Origin of the sequence: Methanobacterium aggregans (assembly GCF_017874455.1) — an archaeon.
In the GTDB taxonomy this organism is placed as follows: Archaea; Methanobacteriota; Methanobacteria; order Methanobacteriales; family Methanobacteriaceae; genus Methanobacterium_C; species Methanobacterium_C aggregans.
The window spans coordinates 49,114-73,827 of the sequence record NZ_JAGGLN010000007.1; the positions used below are offsets into that span (position 1 = coordinate 49,114).

Genomic DNA, 24,714 nt, shown 5'->3' on the forward strand with positions numbered 1-24,714 from the left:
CTGAAAATGGTCAAATTATCATTAAAATCCATTTTTATGATTCAAAAGCTTAAGGGCCTCATCAGACCATTTTATCTGTGATTTATAGGATTTTATTCCAAATGATGTGATTAGGAGGAAGTAAAGGTTGTCCTCATTTTTATCAAGGTTTTTCTGGAGTTCTTCCATGGTTTTTTCCAGTCTTTCTCTATCCTCAACCCTTTTTTCCCGGAACCTCTGGATCTTTTCCATGTTCTCATCCCTGGAGAGTTTGGCTCCGAAGAATATTTTGAGGAGTATCTCGTACTCTCCTGCCTCATCCTTCTGGAGCCAGTTGATAAATTCCTGTTTTCCCCTGTCTGTTATGGTGTACTGGTTGCGTCTTGGACCTTTGTCTGGTTTGAATTCCCTTTTAACTGCAAGGCCTTCTGCCTCGATCTTCCTGAGTGTTGGGTATATCTGGCCGTAGCTGATGTTCCAGAAGTTTGAGATGGATGATTCAACCCATTTTTTAATTCCATAACCAGATAATGGTTGTATTGATAGTAATCCCAGGATTATGTACTTTGCAATGTTTTCTCTGGGCATTTTGAACCTCCACATAACGAATATCAAAGAGATATATATCAAAAAGATATACTTAAGTTTTGTGAAAAATGTTGGTAAGGATATGAATATGGAAAAATAGAATTCAATCAATGCAGAAGGGAACTTTTAAAAATTAGATTACTTTTAGAAATTACTTTAATTGCAGATGAGCTTATTGGAAATATTCTAACATGGTTAAAAAGAGTGGGAGTTCAGGCTTTCACTAAGTTTTAAGCCTTTCACAAAGTTTTAAGCATTATCCATGATCTGGAATTTATCCTCCACCATCACAGAGCTCTGAACTCATGTCCACATCATCGAGCTTGATCTTTTTATTCTTTCCAAGCTTTTTATTTACCTTTTCCTTGTTGTCTGAGGTTTCTTCAGGTTCTGGAGTTTCATCATGGTTCAGCTTTTCGTAGCGGGCCTTGTCAATAACCTCGAGGTACTGGCCTTGGTACCAGAGTTCAGTTGTGTCCATTTTTGCCCATGTTCCATTTTCATCAGATTTAAGGTCAGTGACTTTTCCAACATTACCTGTTCCGGAGTATCTAACATAAAATCCCTTTAAAATGGTTTTTCCACGTGCATCTGTAACTTCCATTCTGAATCCCCCACTTCGTATGATAAGATTATTCTGATTTTTTGAGGTTAATTCTTTTCCTTGCAGGTTCTTCCTCTTTTGATTCATGAATTCTGTTTAGTATGGTTTGTTTATCAATGTTTAAGATCACATAGTCGCCTACTTCAGCTATGTCCTTTGATGTTACCACAAGATCGTTCTTCCTAATGGCAATTTCACCAGTTGATATGATCACTGTTTCCATGAGCCCTTTTTTTGGCTCTACGTCCATTTCAGAAACTTTTCCAAGTTCCACTGCATTTTTGTCCAGAACTTTTTTGCCCAAAAATTCACTAACCTTCATTTAAACACCGGGCTTTGATCTGTTTTTTTAGGAGTATATATTTTTTGCAAATAGCCCTTTGCAAATAATCAAAAGATTTTCATGTTTAAACATCATCCAGGTGTAGATGAAAAGCTGTTTAAATCTGGAAACCCCCCAAGATATTTTGTTGATAAAAAGAAGTAGATTATTATATCTGTTCCAACAAAAGTAATACCAGGTGAAACAGGTGAAGTACTCCCTGAAACTCTTCACAGTATTTGGAATACCCATTGAACTTCATATTTCCTTTCTAATTTTAATGCTGCTCATCTATGCAGTGGCAGCTTTAAACCTTTTTCCAGGAATAAATCTTTTGATGGCTGTTTTAATAACCCTAGTTTTTGTAACTGTGGTTATACATGAATTAAGCCATTCATACGTTGCCCAGAGATATGGGGTTAAAATTGAAAGGATAATTCTGCTTCCAATTGGAGGAGTATCTGCAATGGAGGAGATACCCAAAGATCCGGGGCAGGAATTCCGGATAGCAATTGCAGGTCCTGCAACCAACTTCGTGATAGCAGGAATATGTTACGTACTGGTTTTTCTTGGAGCTTCCTACCTATCAAAGGATATTTCAGCTGCAGTTTACTAGTTCGCACTTATAAACCTGATACTTGGAGGTTTCAATCTGCTTCCTGCCTTTCCAATGGATGGTGGAAGGGTTTTGAGGGCTTACCTTGCAGGGAGGATGAGTTACGTCAAGGCCACCAGACTTGCAGCCAACATTGGAAAACAGCTTGCAATCATCATGGCAATACTCGGGATATTCTACAACATATTCCTTGTTTTAATAGCTATCTTCATCTACATAGGAGCTGAGCAGGAGTACAGATCCATCATGGTATCCACCCTACTTGAGGGAGTACTGGTGGGTGACATCATGACCCCTGAAGTTGAAACTGTGCACCCCGAAACCACTGCTCAGGAAGTTTTAAACCTCATGTTCCAAAAAAAACATATGGGATACCCGGTTATGGAAGATGAAACACTTGTAGGTATTCTAACCTTCCATGATATCTCAGAGATACCTCCAAATATGAGGAACAGTCCTATTAAGACTTACATGACAGAAAGTATCATTTCAACCCATCCTGAGGAGCCTGTGGTTGATGCCCTTGAAAAACTCAACAGAAAACAGATTGGAAGGCTGCCTGTTCTAAGTGAAGGTGTTCTTGTTGGAATAATTTCAAAAACAGATATTGTAAGGGCGATTGAGATTATGAACCTTAAAATTGGAGAATAAAATAAGTGTGACCTGAAACATAGGTTGAAGAAAAGTAGTTAAGGAAACCATATTATCCAAGTATCGATATTGGATATTAATGTTAAATTTAAAAATTGTATAATGTGTTGAATGTTAAATTTAAAAATTTTAATAGGGTACTGAAGGTTACAATACACTTTAAATTGATGAAAACTGATATTGGATTAAGATTGTTGTTTAAGGAGAAAATTTGTTATGGAAGATGCCTGCAGGTTCATAGTCAACGAAATATTATCTGGAAGAATACAAACCAAGGAAGAGCTTGAAAAGGCCAAACACAGGGCCTGTCGTGATTTCAAGCTCCCCAAGTTCATGAGTAACTCCATGATACTTGGAAGTGCAACCTTTGAGGAGAGGAAGAAAATAGCACCCCTTGTGAAGAAGAAACCAACCCGAACAATTTCAGGTGTGGCTGTGGTTGCTGTGATGTGCCAGCCCCACAAGTGCCCCCATGGAAGATGTCTCTACTGCCCGGAAAGCGAAAAGGCACCCCCAAGCTACACTGGAGAAGAACCTGCAGCTTTAAGGGCACGTATGTTCGACTTCCATCCCTACAGGCAGACCTACAACAGGCTGCTTCAGCTTGAAAGTATAGGTCATCCCCTTGATAAGGTTGAACTCATAGTGATGGGCGGAACCTTCCCATCAAGGGCACTCTGCTACCAGGAATGGTTCATAACAGGATGCCTCAGGGCAATGAACGATTTTGGGATAAAAAATCCTGAGGAGAAGTTGAAACTTCAGTCTGAGAAGTACATGGATGTTCCAGGAGACTTCAAATATCTTAAGGATGTTCAGCACCTCAACGAACAATCTAAAATCAGATGCGTTGGAATGACCTTTGAAACACGTCCAGATTACTGTAAGATACCTGATGTTGATCGTATGCTTAATATGGGTGTTACAAGGGTTGAACTGGGTGTTCAAACAGTGTACAACTTCATATACAAACGAATAGAAAGGGGACATAATGTTCAGGATGTTGTTGACTCCACACAGATACTCAGGGACTCAGGGATCAAAGTGGCAATGCACCTCATGCCTGGATTGTTTTCAGACCCTGAAAGGGATATGAGAATATTTCACCGTGTCTTTGAGGATGATAGATTTAAACCTGACATGCTCAAGATATATCCCTGCCTTGTGACTGAAGGCTCAAAGTTGTATGAACTCTGGGAGAAGGGAGAGTATCATCCCTACACAACAGAGGAAGCTGTTGATTTAATTGCAGATGTTAAGAAGATACTTCCAAAGTGGGTTCGGACCATGCGTATTCAGAGGGATATTCCATCACCCCTCATAGAGGCAGGTGTTAAAAAATCAAACCTTGGAGAACTTGTTTACAACAGATTAAAAGAACATGATACCAACTGTAAATGTATAAGGTGCAGGGAAGTTGGTCACAGGGCAGGAGAGGGAATCTTCCCAAATTCAGATAACATCAGGCTTCTTCGTGAGGATTACACTGCAGGTGAGGGACTGGAAGTATTCCTTTCCTTTGAGGATGTGAAATCGGATATTTTAATAGGATTTTTAAGGCTCAGAATACCATCAGAGAAAGCCCACAGAGTTGAAGTTGATGATAGAACTGCACTGGTACGTGAACTTCATGTTTATGGTTCAATGGTACCACTTGGCCAGAGAGAAACTGAAAGATGGCAGCACAGAGGTTATGGAGAGGAACTTCTCGCAGAGGCAGAGAGCATTGCATATGAAGAGTACAATAAAACCAAGCTCCTGGTTATAAGTGGTATAGGGGCACGTAACTATTACAGGAAATTTGGATACAAAAGGGAAGGTCCCTACATGGCCAAAGAACTGAAAGATTAGGATCATTCATGTAAGGTTTATATTTCCCTCAGTTATCATCTGAATTTCTGATCCACTGGTATCTGAAGGTCATCAAAAATATTTCATTGAATCAAGATTTTAAGGAAGTAAATAGAAAAGGAGTTGATCTTGTATGATATTTCCTGAAGAACTTGCAAAAATGATAGACCACACAAATGTGAAGCCTGATGCAAGGGTAAAAGATATAGAAAAGCTCTGTATGGAAGCAATTGATTATGATTTTTCCAGTGCATGCGTAACGCCATCAAACACTGCCCTTGCAAGTCGTTTTCTTAAAAAAAGTGATGTTGGAGTTTGTGTTGTTGTTGGTTTTCCATTTGGAACTCCAAAATCTGAAACAAAAACCTTTGAAACCATAATTGCTATTGAGGAGGGTGCAACAGATATAGACATGGTTATGAACATCGGTGCCATGAAATCAGGTTTGACAGATCTCGTTGGGAAGGACATTGGATCCGTTGTGGACGCTGCAGAGGATACACCAGTTAAGGTCATCATTGAAACAGCCCTGCTCACAGATGCCGAGAAGGTGGCTGCCTGTGAAATTTCAAGGGAAGCTGGGGCAAAATTCGTTAAAACCTCCACTGGAGTGGGATATTCCGGTGCCAACATCCATGATGTGGAGCTCATGAGAAAAACTGTTGGGGAAAGTATGGAAGTGAAGGCATCTGGAGGAATAAGGGACCTTGAAACAGCTTTGAACATGATAGATGCTGGTGCATCTAAAATAGGAACCTCAACTGGTGTTGGAATAATGGAAGAAATCCTGAAGGAAGGCTGATTAAAAGCCATTAACGAAATAATAACTATTTAATGGAGTAAGTTTAAGGAATAATTTAATTGGATAACTTAAGTTAAAAATTGAAAATATCCATATAAGGAGATTCATAATGGAAGTAGAGATAGAGGTAGTTGGAAAAGGAAAAGCAAGGGCTTTACTTGATAATAGAAACCCTGAAACTGCAAAGATGATATACGAAAGTCTTCCAGTTGAGGGAAAAGCTGTTACATGGCTTCAGGAGGTTTACTTTGACATGGATCTGCAGCTTGAGTATGAAAATCCATCTCCACAGGTTCTTGAAGGTGACCTGTCCTACTGGCCTCCAGGACCTGCATTCTGCATCTTTTATGGAGGTTCACAGCCTGTTTCTGATGTTAACAACTTTGGAAGGATTACAGAAAACCTGGATCTCTTCTTCAAGGTTGATGATGGAGACATGATCATCATAAAATCCGTGAACTGATGCAACCAAGCCTTCTCAAAGGAGTATCAAACACTCCTCAAAGGTTTTATACTGTTTTTATATCTGTATAGAGGGTGTTTCTCTCTGCAGGAACTCTTCCCATGTTTCTTATTATTCTCTGGAAGTTTTCAGGTTCTGTTTTAACTCCGTACTGTGCCCCTGCTGATTTTGATATGTTCTCCTCACCCAGTGTTCCTCCAAGGTCGTTTGCACCTGCTGTGAGGCATACCTGGGCAAATTTGAAGCCCAGCTTCACCCATGAAACCTGTATGTTTGGTATGAGGTCCCTGAACATCAGCCTTGCAACTGCATAGACCTTGAGGTCCTCCAAACCAGTTGAACCTGGACTTGAGATTCCACTTCTGTAGATGGGTGTGTAGGTGTGCATGAATGTGAGGGGTACGAACTCTGTGAAACCAGCTGTTCTCTCCTGTATTCCCCTTAAAATATCCAGATGTTCCACCCTGTGTTTCAACTCTTCGATGTGACCGTACATCATGGTACAGGTGGTTGGAACATCATTTTTATGGGCTGTTTCAACGATCTCTACCCATTTATCAGTTTTCATCTTGCTGGGGCAGAGTATCTTTCTAACATCGTCGTTTAGAATTTCTGCAGCATTTCCAGGCATTGAATCAAGACCCGCTTCCCTCAGCATTTTCAACTCATCCTTGATGGACATTTCTGCTCCTTCTGCACCGTGAAGTATCTCCATGGGCGAGAATGCATGTATGTAAATGTCTGGACATACCTCCCTGACCTTTTTAAGGATTTCTTCGTAGAAGTAGGCATCCACATCCTCATGCAGGCCTCCCTGTATGCACACTTCAATTGCTCCATTGTCCCATGCTGTTTTAGCCCTCTTGGCAATTTCATCAGGATTTAAGAAGTATGATTCACTGTTTTCTGGTTCCCTTTTAAAGGCGCAGAATCCGCAGGTTCCTGTGCATATGTTGGTGAAGTTTATGTTCCAATTTTTGATGTATGTGACATTGCCACCTACCAGTTCTTCACGAAGGGCATCTGCAGCCATTAAAAGTGCTTGAAAGTCTCTTCCTGTGGTTTTCATTAGTTTTAATGCTTCTTCACGTGAAATTCTGGTTTTTAATGATTTTTCCAGTATCTCCGTTATCTGTGGGTCAATGTTCAACTGCTCAAACATGAATTTTCTTATTCTGCTTTGTAACCTTTAAAGTTTTGGATGGCTAACTATCTCCATTCATGGAACAGTATACTATATCTCATGGCTGAAAAACCTATAAAAACCGATAAATTTAAATATTATTTATTCGAAGGTAAAATAGGAGGTGAAATTATGGCTGAATTACCAATTGCTCCAGTTGGAAGGATCATAAAAAACGCTGGTGCTCAAAGAATAAGCGATGATGCAAAGGAAGCTTTAGCAAAATCCCTTGAAGAAAAAGGTGAAGAAATCGCTAAAAAAGCTGTTGAACTTGCAAAACACGCTGGAAGAAAAACTGTCAAAGCTGAAGACATCGAAATGGCTGTCAAAACAGCTTAATTTTTCTTCTTTTTTATTTATATTACTTAATATTTGTTTTTTTTAATATTTAGGCTGAATTTAATTGGATGAGATGTTCTATTTTACTGGATTTTTTTTAATAAGACTCTGTTTATGATTCAATTGGAACTATAACATGATTAAAAGGTTAACCCTTGAAATAACCAAAAAAAAATCTTTGTTTTAATGGGAAAAAGTATACATGAGTTAACTGTGTTTGTGAAGAATGAAAAAATTTAATTAACTGTTTTTTCAATATAACATGTGCAGGATTTATTGTGCACATACCCTTTGTAAAAATTTGTGTTATATATGGAGGTAGAGAAATGAGCAGTATGGATAATTTGAAAGAAGCATTCGCAGGAGAATCACAGGCAAACAGAAAATATTTAGCATTTGCAAAAAAAGCTGATGAAGAAGGATTTAAACAGATAGCAAAGCTTTTCAGGGCTGCTGCTGAAGCAGAAACTGTCCACGCACACAACCACCTTGAGATCATGGGTGGAATAAAAAGCACCGAAGAAAATCTTAATGAAGCCATAGCTGGAGAAACAGAAGAATTTGAGGAAATGTACCCAAATTTCATAGTTGAAGCTAAAGCTGAGAAAAATGACCAGGCAGTCTGGACCTTCGATGTTGCAAACAAGGTTGAACAGGTCCATGCAGTTCTCTACCAGAAGGCCCTTGAAAACATTGGAAACAACAAAGAAGTTGATTACTACGTCTGCGGATTCTGCGGTAACACAGTGGAAGATGAAGCCCCAGAGAAATGTCCAATCTGCGGAGCCCCAAAATCTGAGTTCTACAAGGTGGACTGAAACCCCAATTTAAAAACAATACCCAAGGGAGTTTTAAGGGGAATTTCCCTCTTCATTACTTATTTTTTTAAATGTTTAACAGATAAAAGTTAATTGTTTTATATAACTCCAGTTATCTGTAACTATTTTTAATTGAATTATATCAATGAAAGAATTTTTTTTTATCAGTTACTTCTTTTTATCAGTTACTGGAACTCTGCTTCTGATTATTCTTCTTCACCAGGTTCCATATCTCTTCAGGATCAATACCTAAATAATCCAGATCATCAGAATTCTCTCCATCTTCTGAGGAATGCTGTTCATCACCTTCTGAAGGAGTAGTTCCAATATATTCTGAGGATTCGGCCTTTTCAGGGTTTATTGGTATTATATAATCCTCAGTGTCTTCAACAGCCAGGCATATGGGTGTGATGTGCTGTGTGAAGTAGTTGGAACCATTTAAGGTGTAGATCCTGACGATTGTGTGTATGGTTCTCCCATCTACTTCAAGTGGTTCTGTTACCTGAATTTTTCTTAAATCCTTTAAAAATTCCATTGCCATTCCTTCCCTCTGAATTCTTTGAGGACCTTCTCCTTAAAATGTAGATCAACATACTTCGAACTGATTTGTGTGAAAGTGCACGTAAGATCTCGTAGCTTATCCTGAAAAGCCTCAAGTTGATGTGTGCACTTATGTCCCCAGAAACACTTTTTCCATCAAAAACAGGGATCACCTCCATCTGAAGGTTGGGTAAAGGTTTCAAAATAGCTGCAACAGCCCATAAAAATCCAGTTAAAAACTCCGTATCAACAGAACTTTCAAATCCCAGTTCCATCCTTAAAATCAAATTTTCAAGGTTCAAAGAATGTATGAAACCTGTTAAAATAGGTTTAAGGTGAGGTAAAGCCTTCCATGCTAACTGTAGAAACTGTTTTGATTCATCCAGGTTGAATCCCTTTGATTCCTCTTTTTCCTCTGTTTCTTTTTTCCCCCCATCTTTAATTTCTGAAGGTTCTTTTTTGGAAGGTACGAGTTCCCTTGAGGCTATTTTTATTCCCATCCATTTTAACTGGAAGTTTCCTCCTAACTTCATGTCCCTGACTGAAAGGTTGAAGAAAATATGGAATGGAACCAGCATAATAATCCCCAATACTATTAGCAGGATCACTACGATGGCTGTTACTGCAATAAACACTTGGTTCATTCCTTCTTTGTAGTTTACTGTATAGTGCAATATTACTTATTATTCAGTTTTTGATGGTTCAGGTTCCTCAGACTCTTCTTCCATCTTCTCGTGGTGGTGTTTGTATTTCTTTCCCTTGTTTTTCATCATCTTACTGCCCTGTCCCATTATCTCAACGGCAGCTGTTCCAACTTCACTTATGACAGTTGCAAGGGGGTCCTGTGATCTTAGTGATAGGAGTCTAACTCCTTCAGGCCCTTCAACTCCTTTAAAAACCACTACCATTGCTATAGGTTCTATTTTAGCACCACCACCTGATGCTGCACCCTGACCTTCTTCAGATCCTGATTTAGTTTTATTTCCACCCATTCCTGCACCGAAGGCCATTCCCATTTTGGTTATGGGTATGAGAACCTTGTCTTCTGTTTCTATTACTTCACCAATCACATTTTCAATGTTCATAACCTTCCTTAACTCATCAACAGTTGTTTTTATTGGATCTCCAATATCCACTGAATCCACCCCACATTTTTTTTATAATAAAGTTTTTTTTATGGTGTTTATTCTTTGTAGGTAAAGGATTATAAAATTTATTAAATGAATTTTGTTTAATGAATTGATCTGAAAATATAAAAGAATTAATAAAAAAAACATCCCAGAGTTGCACCTGAGGTAACAGTAATGAAGAAAATACCATTTGAACATGGATATGAATAAAAACATTATAATCTTCTTAAAAGGTGTGATAAAATGGTATCGTTTGTTATTGTCTGAAATTTTGGAAGAAAAGTTTTTTTAAGAATAAAATCCGATTTTTTCATAAAAATGAATGAAATAAAATGATTATATGGTGATTTTCCCAGGTTCAGTGGAAAAGGTTATATACTACTATTACCATAATTTGGATAGTCGAAGAGGGCCGGTGGTCTAGGGGTATGATACCTCCCTGACACGGAGGTGATCACGAGTTCGAATCTCGTCCGGCCCATTTGCCGTGGTAGTTCAGTTGGGAGAACGCCAGACTGAAGATCTGGATGTCGCTGGTTCAAGTCCGGCCCACGGCACTTAAAAATCTATTTTTCTGAAGTATTTTTATACATCTAACGAATTCAAGTTTTACACATTTTTAATAGCTTTCAGAACTTAATGCAGTGAACCTTAGTATCCTATTAATTTTACCGCACTTATTTTAAAATCCACATTTTCATAAAATTCCAAAAAACTTCCCATGAACAAGAATTTTTCTATAGATCTCCTAAAATTATTAATAATAAAAGGATTAATGTGTTTTTGGAGGAAAGCCCATGGTAACACAAAAATTCTGTCCACAGTGCGGTTCAAGGAAGGTCAAATGGATAGACCCAAACATGTCATTCTGGCAATGCCAAAAATGTGGATACCGAGGTTCAGGAGTTATAGAAGACGGTGATCTTGATAAAAAAGTAAAAGAAGCTAAGAAGATGGAAAAGCTTCAAAAAAAGCTTTTGAGGGGAAGGTAACTAAACTGGTTACTGCTCCCAACTTTAGAATTAATTATTATACTTCTTTTTAAACCACAGATAGATGAGTCCACCCAAGGCTCCAAAGATAGCGTATAAAGCTGTGTTGGCCAAGAGGTACAGAACACTGAAGGTTAAAATTCCTGTTACACTTCCTACAATGAAACCAACTGTTAAGGCATTTAACGCTCCATCAAAATAATCATCACTTTTACTGAGGTAGGCAGCTAAAACTCCAGAAATGGTAACTAAAGTAAGTAACATTGCATTTAGGACTGAAAATCCAAAGGAAAAGTTTAGAGAATTGGGCATTGTCAAGAATAGTATAAACATGGAACCTATGGCAGCTATTACAAAAAATAGGATCCCATCAACAACAGCTATTAACTTTACTCTCTCAAACAATCCCCTTGTTTCTCCGGGAAAATGAATTTCAGCATTTTTAGTATCTGAAATTTTTTTGAAACCAGTTTCAGGTCCAGAGTTAAGAACATCCTCTTTTAAGGTAATTAACTTTCCACCACATTTAGAACAGAAAAGTCCTTCATATTCGTTGTTTCCACAGTTGGGACATATGAGATGCTGTTTTTCTTGGTCTTGAATTTCGTCTTGAATTTCATTGATAGAGTCTACAAGTCTTAAATTTCCACCACACTGGCAGTTATCAAAGTCTTCAGGAGATTCATCTTCCATCAGTTCATAGTATCCACCGCAACTTTCACATATCAGATAAGGCATAAAATCACTATCTTTATGTTAGTTAAAGCATGTTTTATTATTTTTCATTAGGTTAAAAACAAAAAATTTATCTATAAAAAAAGAGATAGATGATTGAATTAATAATAAACCTGCTTAAGCCATACTAAGTTTAATAAAACCAATTTAAAGATAAAACTTATTTTAAATGGTTTATATCAAGAGAATCCTTATTAGATGATCTGTTCACAGGGGTCTCAATAAAAAAAAGGGGAGTATCATTTAATCAACATTTTAATCATTGTGTCTCCTTAAAAGTGTTCCAACAATTCCACCTAAAATTGAGAGAACTCCAAAGACTAAAAAGCCCATTAGAAATACTGAAGCTCCACTTACAACTCCCATTAAAACACTTAGGATAAATCCTACAAGACCTCCGTTTATAATTCCTGCTTTGTAACTTTTGCTGCCCCCAATATAGGATGCCAACATTCCAGAGATTATGGTTATGACTATTGCTATTATTCCTAAACCTGCTAGAATGTTTTGGGGAATGTTTGCAGCACTTTGTGGAATTTTTGTTCCAATGAGAATCAAGACAGCACCTATAATGGTGATCATTAGGAATCCAAATCCTGTGATAACTCCTAAAATGCCCATTAAACTGGAAACCTTTTCATTTGTATTTTTATTCAGGGTATCATCTGAAAGGTTGAGAACATCCCTGTTTTCAGGTTTGAAATCATGTGGTTTAGTGGAGTTATTTAAAATTCCAAGTTCCTTACCACAGTCCAAACAGAACAGTGCTCCTTTAGGATTTTCAAATCCGCAATGGGGACATTTCTTTTTGGTTGCAGCTATCACCTGGATCTGTATCCGTGGAGAAGTGTTCTGATTCAAAGATCCTGTGTAATGCAGTCTTCCTCCGCATTCACATTTATCGTAGTAGAAGGATTCCTTTCCCTCATGTAGCTCGTAGTATTTACCGCATTTTTCACAGACAAGGTACGACATAAAATCACTGATTCCTTTATTTTGTTAAAAGACCCTTTAAATGTTTGTAAATGATCCCCGTTTGAAAATCCCATAGGATTTCCTTGAATTTTATCTATTCAAAGACTTGATTTAGAGGACCATTAAAGTTTACTTGACAATCCCCATTAGGTAAGTGCTCTTTGCAAGGGTTATATCAACAGAGATAAAACTTCCAGGCACAGCATCAGATACAATAACCTGTTTATATGAGTTTGTTCTGCCCATATAACCACCTTTACGTCCCTTTCCAGTTACAGTGACAGTTTGAGTTGAACCTTCAAGTTTAAGATTGTTCCCATAACCTATCTCTGATTTTAAATCTGTCAATGATTTGGAACGTGCCTTCATGGTTTTGTGGTCTATCTCATCAAGTGCTGATGATCTTGTTCCAGGTCTGTGCATGTACTTCGATATGTTCAGGAAGTCTGGCCTCAGCCTTTCAATCACATCCATGGTACCTGCAAAGTCTGAATCTTCCTCTGTTGGGTAGCCCACTATGATATCGGTTGCAATGGATATTTCAGGGATTTCACTTTGGAACCTCATTGCTATCTCCATGAACTCCTCAACACTGTGTCCCCTGTTCATATCCATTAAAACCCCATCACTGCCACTTTGAATGGGAATATGAAGAAATTTGTAGACCCTTGGATTTTTGAAGGCTTCCACAAGACCGTCAACATCATTCATCATGCTCTTTGGGTGCATCATACCCACACGTATCCTGAAATCACCCTCAATACCTGCAACCTCGTTGATAAGATGGGATAGGGATGCTCCAGTATCTTTACCATATGCTGCTGTGTCCTGGGCTGTTATCTGTATCTCAACACAGCCCTCTTCAACTGCACTCCTTGCTTCCTCCACTATCATCTCTTCGGGGTAGCTTTGAAGACTTCCCCTTGCAAAACGTGTACAGCAGTAACTGCAGTTGCCGTCACAACCCTCACATATCTGAATAATATGAATTAATGGATTTGAACGTATCTTAGGGAGGCAAACCTTGTAATCTGTACCGTAACCTGTTTCCCTAACTACTTCACCCTTTGAGATTGATTCAATTACTTCTGGTGTGGATGTGACCTTGTGGGGACCTATCCAGCTTGCAAGGGGTGCTGCTTTTTCGAGTTTCTCAGGGTCTATCTCCACCATGCAACCTGTGATCACAAGCTTTTTCTCAGGATATCTGTCCTGAATCTTCTTCATACGGCTTATTATCTTTTGTTCTGTTGGTTGTTTAACGTAGCAAGTGTTTAAAATCAGCAGCTCAGCTTCTTCAAGATTTTCAACCAGTTCCTGACCATTTTTCTTGAGAAGTCCTGCCATGATCTGTGAATCTGCCTGGTTAAATGTGCAGCCAAATGTTTCAATATAAATCTTCATTTTAATCCTTTTTTATCAATTTTTTGAGGTATCCAGGGATCCCCTATAATTTTTATGTTATTTTAAACTGATTGATCATAAATTATGAATCCATCTTTACTGATTTCCAAAAAAATAGGTTTGAATCATATTTTTCATTAAGATTATTATTTTTCCAGTTGAAAAATTTCTTTAATTGAAAAATCAGCAAAATCGATTCAATTAACCCCATGAATTTTAAAGCCCTAAATCAATCCTCTGGCCATCCGTACTCCCCTATCATTGGCACGAACACAACTCCTCCAAGTTTACGGGTTTTGAATTCATCATGGGAAATCCTCTCGAGACATAAAAGTTCCTGAAAGTAATCATCTGATCCAACTGGTGCAATAAGTCTTCCACCTATTTTAAGCTGTTCTTTTAAGGGTTCTGGAATTTCTGGGGCACTTGCAGTTGCATAAATCCTGTCGTAGGGTGCTTCTTCAGGGTAACCACGTGTTCCATCACCTGAAATAACTGTGACGTTACTGGAGTATCCTGTTCTTTCAAGGTTATCCCTGGCACTCTCTGCAAGGGATTCTAAGCGTTCAACTGTGAATAGGTGTCCTTCAGATCCTAATAATTCTGCAACAACTGCTGCGTTGTATCCGAACCCTGTTCCTATCTCCATAACCTTCATACCCCTTTTTAGATTGAGTTTCTCGCATATTATTGCAACCATGTGGGGTGCTGATAGGGTCTGACCTCTTCCTATTGGGAGGGGCTGGTCAGCGTATGCATAGGATCTGTTCTCAGGAGGTATGAACTCCTCCCTTGGAACTTTCATCATAGCTTTTTTAACCTTATCCGTTCTTATGTAGCCCTGATTTAAAAGTTTCTCAACAAGGCGTTCTCTTCTTCCCGTCATTTCAGCTCACACTTGATCTGGTAGATCTTCATCCTCATCATCACGAATGTTCACCATCTTAGGTGTTAAGTCATAGTTGTAACGGATTCCAGCTTCAACTGGCCTTCCATAAACCCTTTTTATTACCCATGCCTTTGCAAATCCTTTTCTCATCTTTCTCTCAAGGGTTTTCATTGAATGCACCTTGAAAAGGATGTCTCCAAGTTTCATGATGTCTCCAACTGTGAATTCAAATTCTCTATCAACTTCAACCTTCCTTGAAAGTATCCTTCCATGGTAGTCCACTGAAATACCAACCCTTGCAGGTATGTCTGTGTATGAAGCCCATATTGTTTCTACTTCAGTTGCAATGCTTTTGGGTACTCTGCCTCCCCGTTTATTTTCCACTGATGTGACTTCTGCTGGACGTCCATCCACCTCAAAAACATCACCCACCTTAACAATGGTGTCTGGATAAATTTCAACGAAGGATTTATGGGATTTTTCAAATTCACTCACAACAACTCTGCATTCCAGGGGTTTTTCTGGTATCACAGTTTCTCTGAATATGTTTCCACATTCATTACACTGTAAAAGAAGTTCTTTTGATTTTTTACCCTTAGATTTTAATATTTCACATGATTCTGAAGCACATACAGGACATTTCATTTTCTTTTCCTCATTATCTTAAATTCGATTCAATTTCCTCAATTAATTCAATAAAAATTGTATTTATTAGCTTATTCTGTGCAATTGTTTTTGTAATGTGATATGCGTTATAATAATCAAAAATTATCGTTTTAACTGAACTATTCTGAATTAATTCTTGAATTCAGTTATTTAAATTCAATTATCTAAAATTTCATTATTAAACTATTTTCCTTCTTAGTTGTTCTTAAATTGAAAGTAGTTTATTAAATTAAATTATTTCAAAAAATTTCATTGCTACATATAAGTAATTGTAGTTGATGGTATATTTGATTTATCTTTGACTTAAAATATTTTTGATTTGTAGTAACTAGTTGATCATGGGCTGATAAACTCCAAAAATCTTCCTTAAAAATCAGTTTATATTAAATAAGGATACGAAAAAAGTTCAATGTAAATAAAAAGTAAATAATTTAGGGGGTTTAGAATTTAAATATTCGAATAAGTCCCATATAACTAATAACCATTTATTCTATGGATCCTGCCTTTTTCTCTTTGAGGTAGTGTTTAACAAGCCCACCATCCTTCAGGATCTCCAGCATGAAATCCTTGAAGGGCTGGATCTGGAAGCTTTTACCTGTTTTGATGTTTTCAATCAAACCTTTTTCCAGGTTTATCCTTAAAACATCACCTTCCTGGGCTTCAACATCTGCAATGATCACTGGAAGTCCCACATTTATTGCGTTCCTGTAGAATATTCTTGCGAATGATTTTGCAATAATTGCAGACACACCTGCATGTTTAAGGGCAACTGGAGCCTGTTCACGTGATGATCCACAGCCAAAATTCCAGCCCGCAACTATTATATCTCCTTTCTGGACTTTTTCTGCAAATTCTGGGTCTTCTGCTTCCATTACATGGGATGCAAGGTCGTCCAGGCTGAAGGTCCTGAGGTACCTGCCGGCTATAATAACATCAGTGTCTATGCTGTCTCTAAATTTCCAAACTTTTCCTTCCATTGTTTCCATGATTTAACCTGCAAGAATTTTATCAGTTCTTCAGTGTTGCGCCAGTATTCTTGGCCTTTGTTACAATAATTTTACCGCCAACATCTTTCATGGATTCTTCTGCTGCACGCGATATATCCCTGGCATTCGTATCTGTCACTGCATACAGAGTTGGGCCAAAGGAACTCATACCCACTCCTGCTGCACCTGCAACTGTCAAAGAATTCATTATTTCTTTTATACGGGGATTTTGAAGTTTATGTTCAATTCTTTTAAATCCAACTGTCTGCACAGTGTTCAGGGCAGATCCAAATGAGTCTAAATCTGCCTCAACAACCGCTGGAAGCATCTTCATGAGGAGTACATGTGTGAGTTTCTCAACAGCCCCCACAGGAATTGGACAGTTGCTTTGAAAGATGTTAACCTCCTTGCTTCCAGAGGCTCCAGGTTCCACGTTGGGTATCACAAGAACTATCTTCCAATCCTCTGGAAAATCGTGTCTGGCTATTATTGGTGGAGGTGATGCGGCTGATGCTGATGAAGGTAAAAATCCTGGCTTTTCAGCCTTATTATGACCCCCATCAACTATAAATCCCCCTTTATCAAAGGCTGCAACACCTATTCCAGATGTGCCTCCCCTTCCAACGATACTGGCTATTTCACTTGCAGTTAGATCGAAGCCGTTCATCTTTGATATGAGCTTTCCTGCTGCAAGGGAGAGTTGTGTTCCAGATCCAAGCCCTGAATGAGAAGGATATGTTTTATCAACTGTAAATTTGAATCCTTCCTTGATTTTAAGGTGTTCAAACATCTTCAAAGCTGCTTTTTTTATTTTGAGGGCATAATCATCCATGAGTTCGCTTTCAAGCTTCTTTTTTTCACTGAAGACCACTTCAATGCCAGAATCAATGCTTTCCGCCATAATTTGCAGGTTTGGTTTTTGGAGGGTTATGCCAACCCCTCCATCTATCCTGCCGTAGGCACCGTTCAGGTCTATCAGTGTTACATGAAGCCTTGATGGGGTTTCTATTATCAATTCAACTACCGTTATTTTTCGTTTAATGGTTTTGAGAATTTTTTCTCGATTTCTTCTCTGTATAATGTGTTCATTGAACAGAAGGGTATTATTCTTCCATCTGGCACCGCGTAATGAATAACACATCTTCTAACCCTGTCCTGGTCAAAGTTCCATGGATCCATGAAGTGCATGCAGGATATAAGAAGTGATTTATGGTGGAACTGTCCCAATGCATCGTAGGATCTTTCCTTGAATATTTGGGATAGTATTCCGGTGATATCTAATGATTCAGGGGATTTTGACATGTCCACTGTTCTTGGAAGTTCCACTGATGCCCTTGCAATGACCTTGGCCTTTGCCATTATCCCACCCTTATTTATGTCATCTGTACTGCTTTCGAGAAGATCGAAGAATCTGTCAACATCCACGAACTGTGTGATTGGGATCATCTTATCCTCATCATGTTCATCTATGAAAACGTAGGTTGCAGTACCACAGTGGGGATGACATGTGAATGTAACCTGAGGATCTCCACCTTCTATTGCTTCAACAAATTCAGAAACAGGAGTTACACATGATGCTGGATAAAAATCCTCAACCTTTATCTGTGAATCTGTTTGTTCTTCCACGAATTTTGTGAAATCTGGGATCGTTACCCTCTGTTCCTCAACCTCTTCAGCAGGAGTTCTACCTGCAAATGAAACTGGCTGGAAGTTCACACCCCTAATAATATCAATGTTATGAACTGCAAAATTGATTATATCCCCAACTTGATCATCATTAATTCCTTTTATGAGTGTTGGGACAAGAACTATTCCAAGCTCTGCCTTTCGACAGTTCTCTATTGCCTCTAACTTGATTGAGAATATGTTTCTCTCGCGTATTTTGAGGTATGGTTCCTCAGTAACACCATCGAACTGCAGGTAAACAGTGTTTAATCCTGCTTCTTTGAGTTCCTTTGCAAGGTCAGGATTTTTTGCAAGTTTTATTCCGTTGGTTGCAATCTGAGTGTGTGTGAAACCTTCTTCCTTTGCAATTTTTATGAGTTCAACTATGTCCTTACGAACAGTTGGCTCTCCGCCAGCGTACTGAATTGCAGGTGTTGGAACAGGCTGGTTATTCCTTAAATTACGCAGCATCTGCCTTATATCATCCTGAGAAGGTTCATATAAACGTCCTGAAACTGCTGCGTTTGCAAAACAAACTGGACATTTCATGTTACACCTGTTTGTAACATCTACAAGTCCAAGGATTGTGTGACTTTCATGTTCTGAGCAGATCCCACAGTTCTGGGGACATTCACCCTCAACAACTGTTTGAGGATTTTCAAGTCCTCTACCCTTTTCACCGTATTCAACAGCCCTTTTGTAAAGCTCACTGTCACCCCAATAGGTGTTTTCAAATTTTCCATGCTCTTTACATTCTTTTTTTATTATGATTTTGTCTTTGTCCTCGTAAACTTCAGCATCTACAACATTAAGACACTGAGGACAGAGACTTTTGGTTTTCTTTATAACCATTATCTCACCCTATACAATAGTTTATTTAATAGATAACATAATTATAATCTTGTTTTAAATCGGAGGTAAACTATGGACTCAAGTATTATCAGTGTTTTGAATTTAGCAGTCTATGCTATATACTTTATGTTACCAGCATATCTATCTAATGTTACAGCTTTAACCTTTGGTGGTGGAAAACCACTGGATTTCAACAGGAACTTTCGCGACGGCAGAAGAATTATCGGTGACGGTGTAACCATCAGGGGAACCCTTATTGGAACCCTTATTGGAACCTGTGTCGGAACAATACAGGGACTCATCTCTGGAGATATTCTGCAGGGAATACTTTTAGGACTTTGTTTAGGTGGAGGAGCCCTTTTAGGAGATGCCTGCGGAAGTTTCATCAAACGCAGATTAAACATTGGCAGGGGAAGACCTGCACCAATCCTCGACCAGTTAGACTTCGTTGTTGGAGCTTTAGTGCTTGCATCATTGGTAGTTGTAATTCCATTGGAGCTGATAATCGTTATACTTGTTATAAGTGTATTTTTACATCTTGGAGCCAACATCTTTGCTTACCTTTTGGGTATGAAGGATGTTTGGTACTGAATCAAACAACAAAACATTACTTAACAATATTAATAATGAACTTGAATTGTTATAAATACATTTAATAATGTTACTGGTTATTTAGTAATAATTTTTGTGATGTTATCTTTGCATCTTTGCTTGATAAAAAAAAAGATTTACCCCTTTTTTATCCTTATTATTTTTTTTTAATTGTTTTTCTGGATGTTTAAAAAGAAAAATAATGAGTTTTTAATGGTTCTGAAGTTAAAAAATCCAGAAACAGACCGTTAGTTACATGATATGCACATAAATGGGTTTTTCAATGATTCAGATGATCAAAAAACCTTGAAACATGCATCTATGAGGTTGTAGGACATTGTGAATGCTTCACTGTTCCCTACCCATTCTGGAATTTCGTAGACAAACATGGGTGTTCCCCCAGAAACTATGGGACTGTCCACCTTGGTTATGGAGGAGCTTTTTGGTTCTGTGCTTGTGGAGCGTTTGTAGTAGTTGAAGCTTGGCAGGAGCTGGTGAACAGCAGTAGCAAGGGTCACTGATTCAGAATCCATGACAGGTGTTGCAATGTAAAAGCCTTCACCGTAACCTTTTTCATGGTCGTGGCAGACAATTACAAGGTCGTAACTTGATTTATCCACATCTGGAATCACGTATTTATTCACCAGGTTTTCACCGTTTGCACGACCTACTGTGAAGTCCTGTGGACTGGCAGTGACTGTTACCTTGTAATTTACAATTTCCACGTTGTGTGTGAGGGCATAGGCTTTTATTGAATAGGGTACAACTGTTTTTGAAACATTTTCACGGGAGTGCATTCCCGTTACAATTGCAATTTTGGCAGATGGATTTGTGTAATGGGAGTAAACCTCCTTGGTAACATAACCTGTGTCATCTGTGCCAATTGTTGAATTAACACTCCAATTTGCAAGGATAAAAACTCCAGCTACAGCTGCGACTACAAAAACCAAAATTAATGGGATTAACTTGTATTTTGCCATGAAATCACTCGATCCACTATTTCAATATAAATGATGTACATTCGTAACAATGCCATACTTGTAAAATGAAAGATACTTCTTCAAATTATACCTGTTTAACCACTGTCTTTTTTTATTTTATTAATAATTAAATCAAGATAAATCGTTTAACACTCTACTTATTAAAAGTTTGCTTAAAACTAATTTTTTAAATAAAAATTTTTATTGAAAATCGTCTTATTGAAAATAATAAAAAAAATAAATTAGGGATTTAAATGGGCTTTAAAGCCTAAATTTTCATTCATTTCGGAGGTATTCCTCCATTAAAATAGCCGTACCTACGGCAGGTGCAACAACACAGTCTTCAGAACTTATAACTTCATCCATGCCCATTGATTTTAGTCCTGCAGCTTCACATGCCTTTTTACAGATTATGTTCATTCCAAGGCCTGTTGTGACAACTGTGTCAATGGAGTTTCTATTTGAAACTTCAAGGAGTGCATCAGCAACCCTGGCAACCTGTGCTTCATGTACGTATCCTGCTATTTCCTTAATATTTTCCCTGGTTAAAACGTCCATATCTCCACATATAACCCTTGAAATTCTTCGCATGCATTCTTCAGGGGATTTCCCTGCACCGTCTGGCGTGCTGCAGATGTAATCTGATTCTTCAATGTTTTCAAGTACCATATGAATGTCTGCAGTTACTGCAAAGAGTTCTGAGGCCACACGAACCCATTCACCATCAAGGGGCACCTTGTCCACAAGGGCTGCCACGTTGGTTCTGAGGGTGCCTGTGTAAATAAGTTCTCCTGTTTTAAGGCGTTCAAGGTCGGATCTTCCCTTTGAACATTCCTTTCCATTTTTTATGGGAATTATATCTGTGGTTGTGCTCCCAGTGTCTATCATTATACAGTCTGGAGATAATTTGGCAGCTATTGGTGCTGTTGCAACCCAGTTTGCAGCTGCAGCCCTTAAAGGATCCTGTTTTATCCCTTCAAGATCCATTATTCCATTGAGTCCAACAAAGCCAACTGGGACTGTAAAGGTTTCATCTGACTTTGTTGCTATGTCAAGTACTCCTTCTTTCTTGGTTTTATATGCATCCACAAGCTCTGCAGTCATGGACACAGCAACTGCATCTACTTCATCAACTTCAGATCCTAAAAGTTCTATGAGTGCCTCTTTAAGCTCATCCTTTTTCATCCACATTGGGAGGTACTTGAAATCTGTTTTGATACCTTTGATGTTACCTGATTCATCGAAGTCAACAACTGCAAGGTCTGTGTTTGCTCCTCCAATGTCAAATCCTGCTATTTTCATGTTATCACTGCTAAAAGTTTTTAATAAGTATTTGTATGGTTTTAATGGTTCATGGAATTAATTTTTAACTTGGAATTTAATTTATTACAATTCAGTTCTCAACTGAAAATCAATGTTAATTTCAATAATTGAATTTGTAGTACCATGATAATTTTATGGATCAATGACTTTTATTTAATGGGTTTTATACTTTTTAAAAGGTTTTAGGTTACTTAAAAATATTGTTTGAAATCCTATTTTTTAGAGCTTTATTAATTGTTTTAAATCCTTTTAAAATATATTCTAAACCCTTTTCATGGTTAAATCATTTCCTATCTTTTGAAATTCGATTTTTCCCTTAATTGAAACATCCTGTGGAAGTTTTCCCTGCACAGCTTCCAGTATGGCCTCTCCCAGGTTGAAGTTCAAAATCTCCCTGAGGGCAACGTATGGTGTTGTGAGTCTGGAATTCACTTCAACGATCTTCGCATCATCTGCAAGGATCACATCAACCCCAACGTAACCCTTCAAACCTGGAATGGATTCTACAGTGTTTTTTGCAAGTTCCATTGCCCTTTGGGATAATTCATGTTCAAGTGGAACATGTCCACCATTGTAATCTATTTTACCATTTTTTAACTGTACATTCTGAAAGTTTAAGCTTAATGGAATTGCATTTTTACCATCAGAAAGCAGGCTGACACTTGCAGTTACTCCCTCAACATAGTCCTGGAGAATGAAGTAAGGAAGCTGTGTGAATTTCTTCATATCCTCTGCTGCATCCAATAATCCCTTAAAAGAATCAACAACATGAACTCCTGTGCATGAAACACCATCTGCCGGTTTTACAACCTTAAATATTTTTTTCCCGACTTTTTCAGAAGATCCTCCCTTTTCATGGGGGTTTTTATCCAGATGGAAGACGGATTCGTAAACTTCACAACTGCATGGATCTTCAGGATCTACATCTTCAAAGGCCACCTTCTCAGTTTTTATGAGTGAATCCTGAACTGACTCACCATTTTTAATGGAATCTTTAAGGGATTTGTACATATTGTATTTATTGGTACAAGTCATTACAGCTTCTGAACTGGATCCCACAACCTCAACTCCTGCCTCTTCAATCAGCTTGGTTAGATCGTGGAGTATCAGATTTTCCTCAGGCGCTATTGGCAGGCAGGCATCGTAGACATGGATGTTTTCAGCTATCCAGGTTTCAAGATCCTCATGAAGCAGGATTGGTCTGCAAAGACCTCCATTATCAGGTATTATCTCTTCCAATGTTTCTGATAGAAGGTAATCTACACCCATTTCTCCAAAGTCTGATAGAAGTCCTGAAAGCATTGATCTGCCTTCAGCTGTTAGGGCGGGATCTTCCATACCCATGGCTGTTGCAAATTCAAAAATGAGTATTTTCAAATCTTTTCAACTCCAGTGAAGTTTTTTTGATGGAAATAAAAAGAATTTATTGTAATATTACAATCCCCATTATTTAATGTCAAACATGTTCACAAGAACCATTTTATCCTTTAAATCAAGATCAGGATGTGGAAATTGGGCTTCATTACCATTGAAAACTATGTTTATGGTTGATCCACTGTTACCATTCTCAAATTCAGATACTGTTATTTCCTCCCTGATCTGGAGAAGTTCCCTTCCAGCATGACTCATTATATACTCAGGGGCAGTTATCTGGAGTTTTCCAGAACTTGAAGCATTTAAAACTGCATCTAAAATCTTCTCTGAAGCTTTTCCATCACCATAGGGGTTGTTTGCTTCACTCATTTTCTTGTACACTGATTCATTACCTGCTATCTCCTTAAGGTTTTCAAGTATCTTCTCCCTTGATGAACCAACAAGAATATTTCCACCAGCTGTTACAGTTTCAGGCCTTTCTGTGTTGTACCTGAGTGTTAAACATGGTACATTAAGAGTTATGGCCTCTTCCTGAAGCCCACCTGAATCAGTCATTATGAAGCGTGAATTTGAAAGAAGAACCAGGAAATCAAGGTATCCTATGGGTTTAGTCATCAGCACGTGGGGTGCATTTTCAAGTTTCTCGTAGATACCGAATTTTTTGAGGGTTTTCACTGTCCTGGGATGTACAGGGAAAACCACTGTGATGTCCTCAAGTTCCAGAAGGGCATCCATAACCTCTTGAAGTCTTTCAGGATCGTCAACATTCTCTGCCCTGTGCATAGTGAGTGTGAGAATGTCTCCACTTAAATCCAGATCTGAGAGTATTGTTGAACTCTTTTGGGCTATTTTAAGGTTTCTTATACAAGCATCAACAACTGTGTTGCCTGTTACGAATATTTCATGGGGATTTAACCCTTCAAATACAAGGTTCAGGGCAGATTCTTCGGTTGGAACAAAATATAAGTTTGATGTGACATCTGCAACCTGCCTGTTTATCTCTTCAGGCATGGTTTTATCATAGGATCTGAGTCCTGCTTCAACATGTCCAACTGCAATGTGGAGTTTGCTTGCTGCAAGGGCTCCTGCAAGAACTGCATTCGTATCTCCCTGAACCAGAACGATGTCAGGTTTTTCAGCCACAAGAACATCCTCTATTTTTTCCATCATCAGAGCTGTCTGTTTTCCATGGGAACCTGAACCAACACCTATGTTAAAGTCTGGTTTCTTAAGTTCCAGGTCAACAAAGAATTGTTGGGACATTTCATGGTCGTAGTGCTGTCCCGTATGAATTAAAATATAATCTATTCCCCTCTTTTCTATTTCATCAATTACAGGAGCCATTTTGATGATTTCGGGCCTTGTACCTATTATTATTGCTATTTTCATGTTTTAT

The 24,714-nt window shown here is 38.3% G+C and carries 28 protein-coding genes and 2 tRNA genes; 11 read left to right on the top strand and 19 right to left on the bottom strand.

Going from position 1 to position 24,714, the window contains the following annotated elements:
* Positions 1–21: 21 nt before the first annotated feature.
* From J2756_RS10195 to J2756_RS10205, 3 genes are all read right to left on the bottom strand, one after another.
* Positions 22–567, bottom strand: coding sequence for a PadR family transcriptional regulator (locus J2756_RS10195; RefSeq protein ID WP_209585329.1), 546 nt, complete (start codon positions 565–567; stop codon positions 22–24).
* Positions 568–841: 274 nt separating this feature from the next.
* A complete protein-coding gene (locus J2756_RS10200; protein WP_209585332.1) occupies positions 842–1,171 on the bottom strand; it encodes a DUF2098 domain-containing protein in 330 nt (109 codons plus the stop codon).
* A 28-nt stretch (positions 1,172–1,199) separates the two neighbouring features.
* Entirely contained in the window at positions 1,200–1,493 is a 294-nt protein-coding gene (locus tag J2756_RS10205) for a PRC-barrel domain-containing protein (protein WP_209585334.1), read from the bottom strand.
* 208 nt (positions 1,494–1,701) lie between these two features.
* On the opposite strand from J2756_RS10205, the gene J2756_RS11550 reads away from it, so the two are divergent.
* The 5 genes from J2756_RS11550 to J2756_RS10225 all read left to right on the top strand — a co-directional run bounded on the left by J2756_RS11550 (position 1,702) and on the right by J2756_RS10225 (position 5,876).
* Entirely contained in the window at positions 1,702–2,109 is a 408-nt protein-coding gene (locus tag J2756_RS11550) for a site-2 protease family protein (RefSeq protein ID WP_342593135.1), read from the top strand.
* Between the two features lie 15 nt (positions 2,110–2,124).
* Entirely contained in the window at positions 2,125–2,760 is a 636-nt protein-coding gene (locus J2756_RS11555) for a CBS domain-containing protein (RefSeq protein WP_281063396.1), read from the top strand.
* Between the two features lie 216 nt (positions 2,761–2,976).
* A complete protein-coding gene (locus tag J2756_RS10215) occupies positions 2,977–4,611 on the top strand; it encodes a tRNA uridine(34) 5-carboxymethylaminomethyl modification radical SAM/GNAT enzyme Elp3 (RefSeq protein ID WP_209585336.1) in 1,635 nt (544 codons plus the stop codon).
* Positions 4,612–4,744: 133 nt separating this feature from the next.
* Complete coding sequence (gene deoC, locus J2756_RS10220) at positions 4,745–5,413, top strand: deoxyribose-phosphate aldolase (protein ID WP_209585338.1); 669 nt, start codon at positions 4,745–4,747, stop codon at positions 5,411–5,413.
* Between the two features lie 109 nt (positions 5,414–5,522).
* Complete coding sequence (locus J2756_RS10225) at positions 5,523–5,876, top strand: cyclophilin-like fold protein (protein WP_209585340.1); 354 nt, start codon at positions 5,523–5,525, stop codon at positions 5,874–5,876.
* A gap of 46 nt (positions 5,877–5,922) precedes the next feature.
* On the opposite strand, the gene cofH is transcribed toward J2756_RS10225, so the two are convergent.
* Positions 5,923–7,038 carry a 5-amino-6-(D-ribitylamino)uracil--L-tyrosine 4-hydroxyphenyl transferase CofH gene (cofH, locus tag J2756_RS10230; RefSeq protein WP_209585342.1) on the bottom strand — a complete coding sequence of 372 codons (1,116 nt, stop codon included), beginning with the start codon at positions 7,036–7,038 and terminating at the stop codon, positions 5,923–5,925.
* 153 nt (positions 7,039–7,191) lie between these two features.
* On the opposite strand from cofH, the gene hfoA2 reads away from it, so the two are divergent.
* A complete protein-coding gene (gene hfoA2 / locus J2756_RS10235; RefSeq protein ID WP_071906477.1) occupies positions 7,192–7,398 on the top strand; it encodes a histone HfoA2 in 207 nt (68 codons plus the stop codon).
* A 326-nt stretch (positions 7,399–7,724) separates the two neighbouring features.
* Positions 7,725–8,216: a rubrerythrin family protein gene (locus J2756_RS10240; RefSeq protein WP_209585344.1), complete on the top strand. Its 492-nt coding sequence runs from the start codon at positions 7,725–7,727 to the stop codon at positions 8,214–8,216.
* 181 nt (positions 8,217–8,397) lie between these two features.
* Here the strand turns inward: J2756_RS10240 and J2756_RS10245 are convergent, their stop codons facing one another.
* The 3 genes from J2756_RS10245 to J2756_RS10255 all read right to left on the bottom strand — a co-directional run bounded on the left by J2756_RS10245 (position 8,398) and on the right by J2756_RS10255 (position 9,892).
* A complete protein-coding gene (locus J2756_RS10245) occupies positions 8,398–8,757 on the bottom strand; it encodes a hypothetical protein (protein ID WP_209585346.1) in 360 nt (119 codons plus the stop codon).
* Positions 8,702–9,334: a DUF2953 domain-containing protein gene (locus J2756_RS10250; protein ID WP_209585348.1), complete on the bottom strand. Its 633-nt coding sequence runs from the start codon at positions 9,332–9,334 to the stop codon at positions 8,702–8,704. Before J2756_RS10250 ends, J2756_RS10245 begins: the two co-directional genes overlap by 56 nt.
* A gap of 105 nt (positions 9,335–9,439) precedes the next feature.
* The gene (locus J2756_RS10255; protein ID WP_342593136.1) at positions 9,440–9,892 is read right to left on the bottom strand and encodes a GerW family sporulation protein; all 453 of its coding nucleotides are present in this window, start codon (positions 9,890–9,892) and stop codon (positions 9,440–9,442) included.
* 403 nt (positions 9,893–10,295) lie between these two features.
* On the opposite strand from J2756_RS10255, the gene J2756_RS10260 reads away from it, so the two are divergent.
* The 3 genes from J2756_RS10260 (at position 10,296) to J2756_RS10270 (ending at position 10,878) form a co-directional block, all read left to right on the top strand.
* Positions 10,296–10,367, top strand: a tRNA-Val gene (locus J2756_RS10260).
* A 3-nt stretch (positions 10,368–10,370) separates the two neighbouring features.
* Positions 10,371–10,443, top strand: a tRNA-Phe gene (locus J2756_RS10265).
* Positions 10,444–10,683: 240 nt separating this feature from the next.
* The gene (locus tag J2756_RS10270) at positions 10,684–10,878 is read left to right on the top strand and encodes a hypothetical protein (RefSeq protein ID WP_209585350.1); all 195 of its coding nucleotides are present in this window, start codon (positions 10,684–10,686) and stop codon (positions 10,876–10,878) included.
* Positions 10,879–10,908: 30 nt separating this feature from the next.
* On the opposite strand, the gene J2756_RS10275 is transcribed toward J2756_RS10270, so the two are convergent.
* The 8 genes from J2756_RS10275 to tes all read right to left on the bottom strand — a co-directional run bounded on the left by J2756_RS10275 (position 10,909) and on the right by tes (position 19,050).
* A complete protein-coding gene (locus J2756_RS10275; protein WP_209585399.1) occupies positions 10,909–11,616 on the bottom strand; it encodes a hypothetical protein in 708 nt (235 codons plus the stop codon).
* 252 nt (positions 11,617–11,868) lie between these two features.
* On the bottom strand, positions 11,869–12,588 hold the full coding sequence (locus tag J2756_RS10280) for a zinc-ribbon domain-containing protein (protein ID WP_209585352.1): 720 nt from the start codon (positions 12,586–12,588) through the stop codon (positions 11,869–11,871).
* A 129-nt stretch (positions 12,589–12,717) separates the two neighbouring features.
* Positions 12,718–13,992, bottom strand: coding sequence for a tRNA (N(6)-L-threonylcarbamoyladenosine(37)-C(2))-methylthiotransferase (locus tag J2756_RS10285; RefSeq protein ID WP_209585354.1), 1,275 nt, complete (start codon positions 13,990–13,992; stop codon positions 12,718–12,720).
* Between the two features lie 229 nt (positions 13,993–14,221).
* The gene (locus J2756_RS10290; RefSeq protein ID WP_209585356.1) at positions 14,222–14,878 is read right to left on the bottom strand and encodes a protein-L-isoaspartate O-methyltransferase; all 657 of its coding nucleotides are present in this window, start codon (positions 14,876–14,878) and stop codon (positions 14,222–14,224) included.
* 6 nt (positions 14,879–14,884) lie between these two features.
* Complete coding sequence (locus J2756_RS10295) at positions 14,885–15,526, bottom strand: HVO_0476 family zinc finger protein (protein ID WP_209585358.1); 642 nt, start codon at positions 15,524–15,526, stop codon at positions 14,885–14,887.
* Positions 15,527–16,032: 506 nt separating this feature from the next.
* A complete protein-coding gene (hacB, locus tag J2756_RS10300) occupies positions 16,033–16,533 on the bottom strand; it encodes a homoaconitase small subunit (protein ID WP_209585360.1) in 501 nt (166 codons plus the stop codon).
* 22 nt (positions 16,534–16,555) lie between these two features.
* Complete coding sequence (locus tag J2756_RS10305) at positions 16,556–17,548, bottom strand: beta-ribofuranosylaminobenzene 5'-phosphate synthase (RefSeq protein ID WP_209585362.1); 993 nt, start codon at positions 17,546–17,548, stop codon at positions 16,556–16,558.
* An 11-nt stretch (positions 17,549–17,559) separates the two neighbouring features.
* A complete protein-coding gene (tes, locus tag J2756_RS10310; protein WP_209585364.1) occupies positions 17,560–19,050 on the bottom strand; it encodes a tetraether lipid synthase Tes in 1,491 nt (496 codons plus the stop codon).
* A 72-nt stretch (positions 19,051–19,122) separates the two neighbouring features.
* Between tes and J2756_RS10315 the strand changes: the two genes are divergently transcribed.
* Positions 19,123–19,641, top strand: coding sequence for a CDP-2,3-bis-(O-geranylgeranyl)-sn-glycerol synthase (locus J2756_RS10315; RefSeq protein ID WP_209585366.1), 519 nt, complete (start codon positions 19,123–19,125; stop codon positions 19,639–19,641).
* Positions 19,642–19,937: 296 nt separating this feature from the next.
* On the opposite strand, the gene J2756_RS10320 is transcribed toward J2756_RS10315, so the two are convergent.
* The 4 genes from J2756_RS10320 to wecB all read right to left on the bottom strand — a co-directional run bounded on the left by J2756_RS10320 (position 19,938) and on the right by wecB (position 24,707).
* Positions 19,938–20,621, bottom strand: coding sequence for a hypothetical protein (locus J2756_RS10320; RefSeq protein ID WP_209585368.1), 684 nt, complete (start codon positions 20,619–20,621; stop codon positions 19,938–19,940).
* A 276-nt stretch (positions 20,622–20,897) separates the two neighbouring features.
* Positions 20,898–21,923, bottom strand: a complete 1,026-nt coding sequence (locus J2756_RS10325) for a hydantoinase/oxoprolinase family protein (protein WP_209585369.1) — start codon at positions 21,921–21,923, stop codon at positions 20,898–20,900.
* A gap of 282 nt (positions 21,924–22,205) precedes the next feature.
* Positions 22,206–23,321: an ATP-grasp domain-containing protein gene (locus J2756_RS10330; RefSeq protein WP_209585372.1), complete on the bottom strand. Its 1,116-nt coding sequence runs from the start codon at positions 23,319–23,321 to the stop codon at positions 22,206–22,208.
* Positions 23,322–23,390: 69 nt separating this feature from the next.
* A complete protein-coding gene (gene wecB / locus J2756_RS10335; protein WP_209585374.1) occupies positions 23,391–24,707 on the bottom strand; it encodes a non-hydrolyzing UDP-N-acetylglucosamine 2-epimerase in 1,317 nt (438 codons plus the stop codon).
* Between the last annotated feature and the right edge of the window lie 7 nt (positions 24,708–24,714).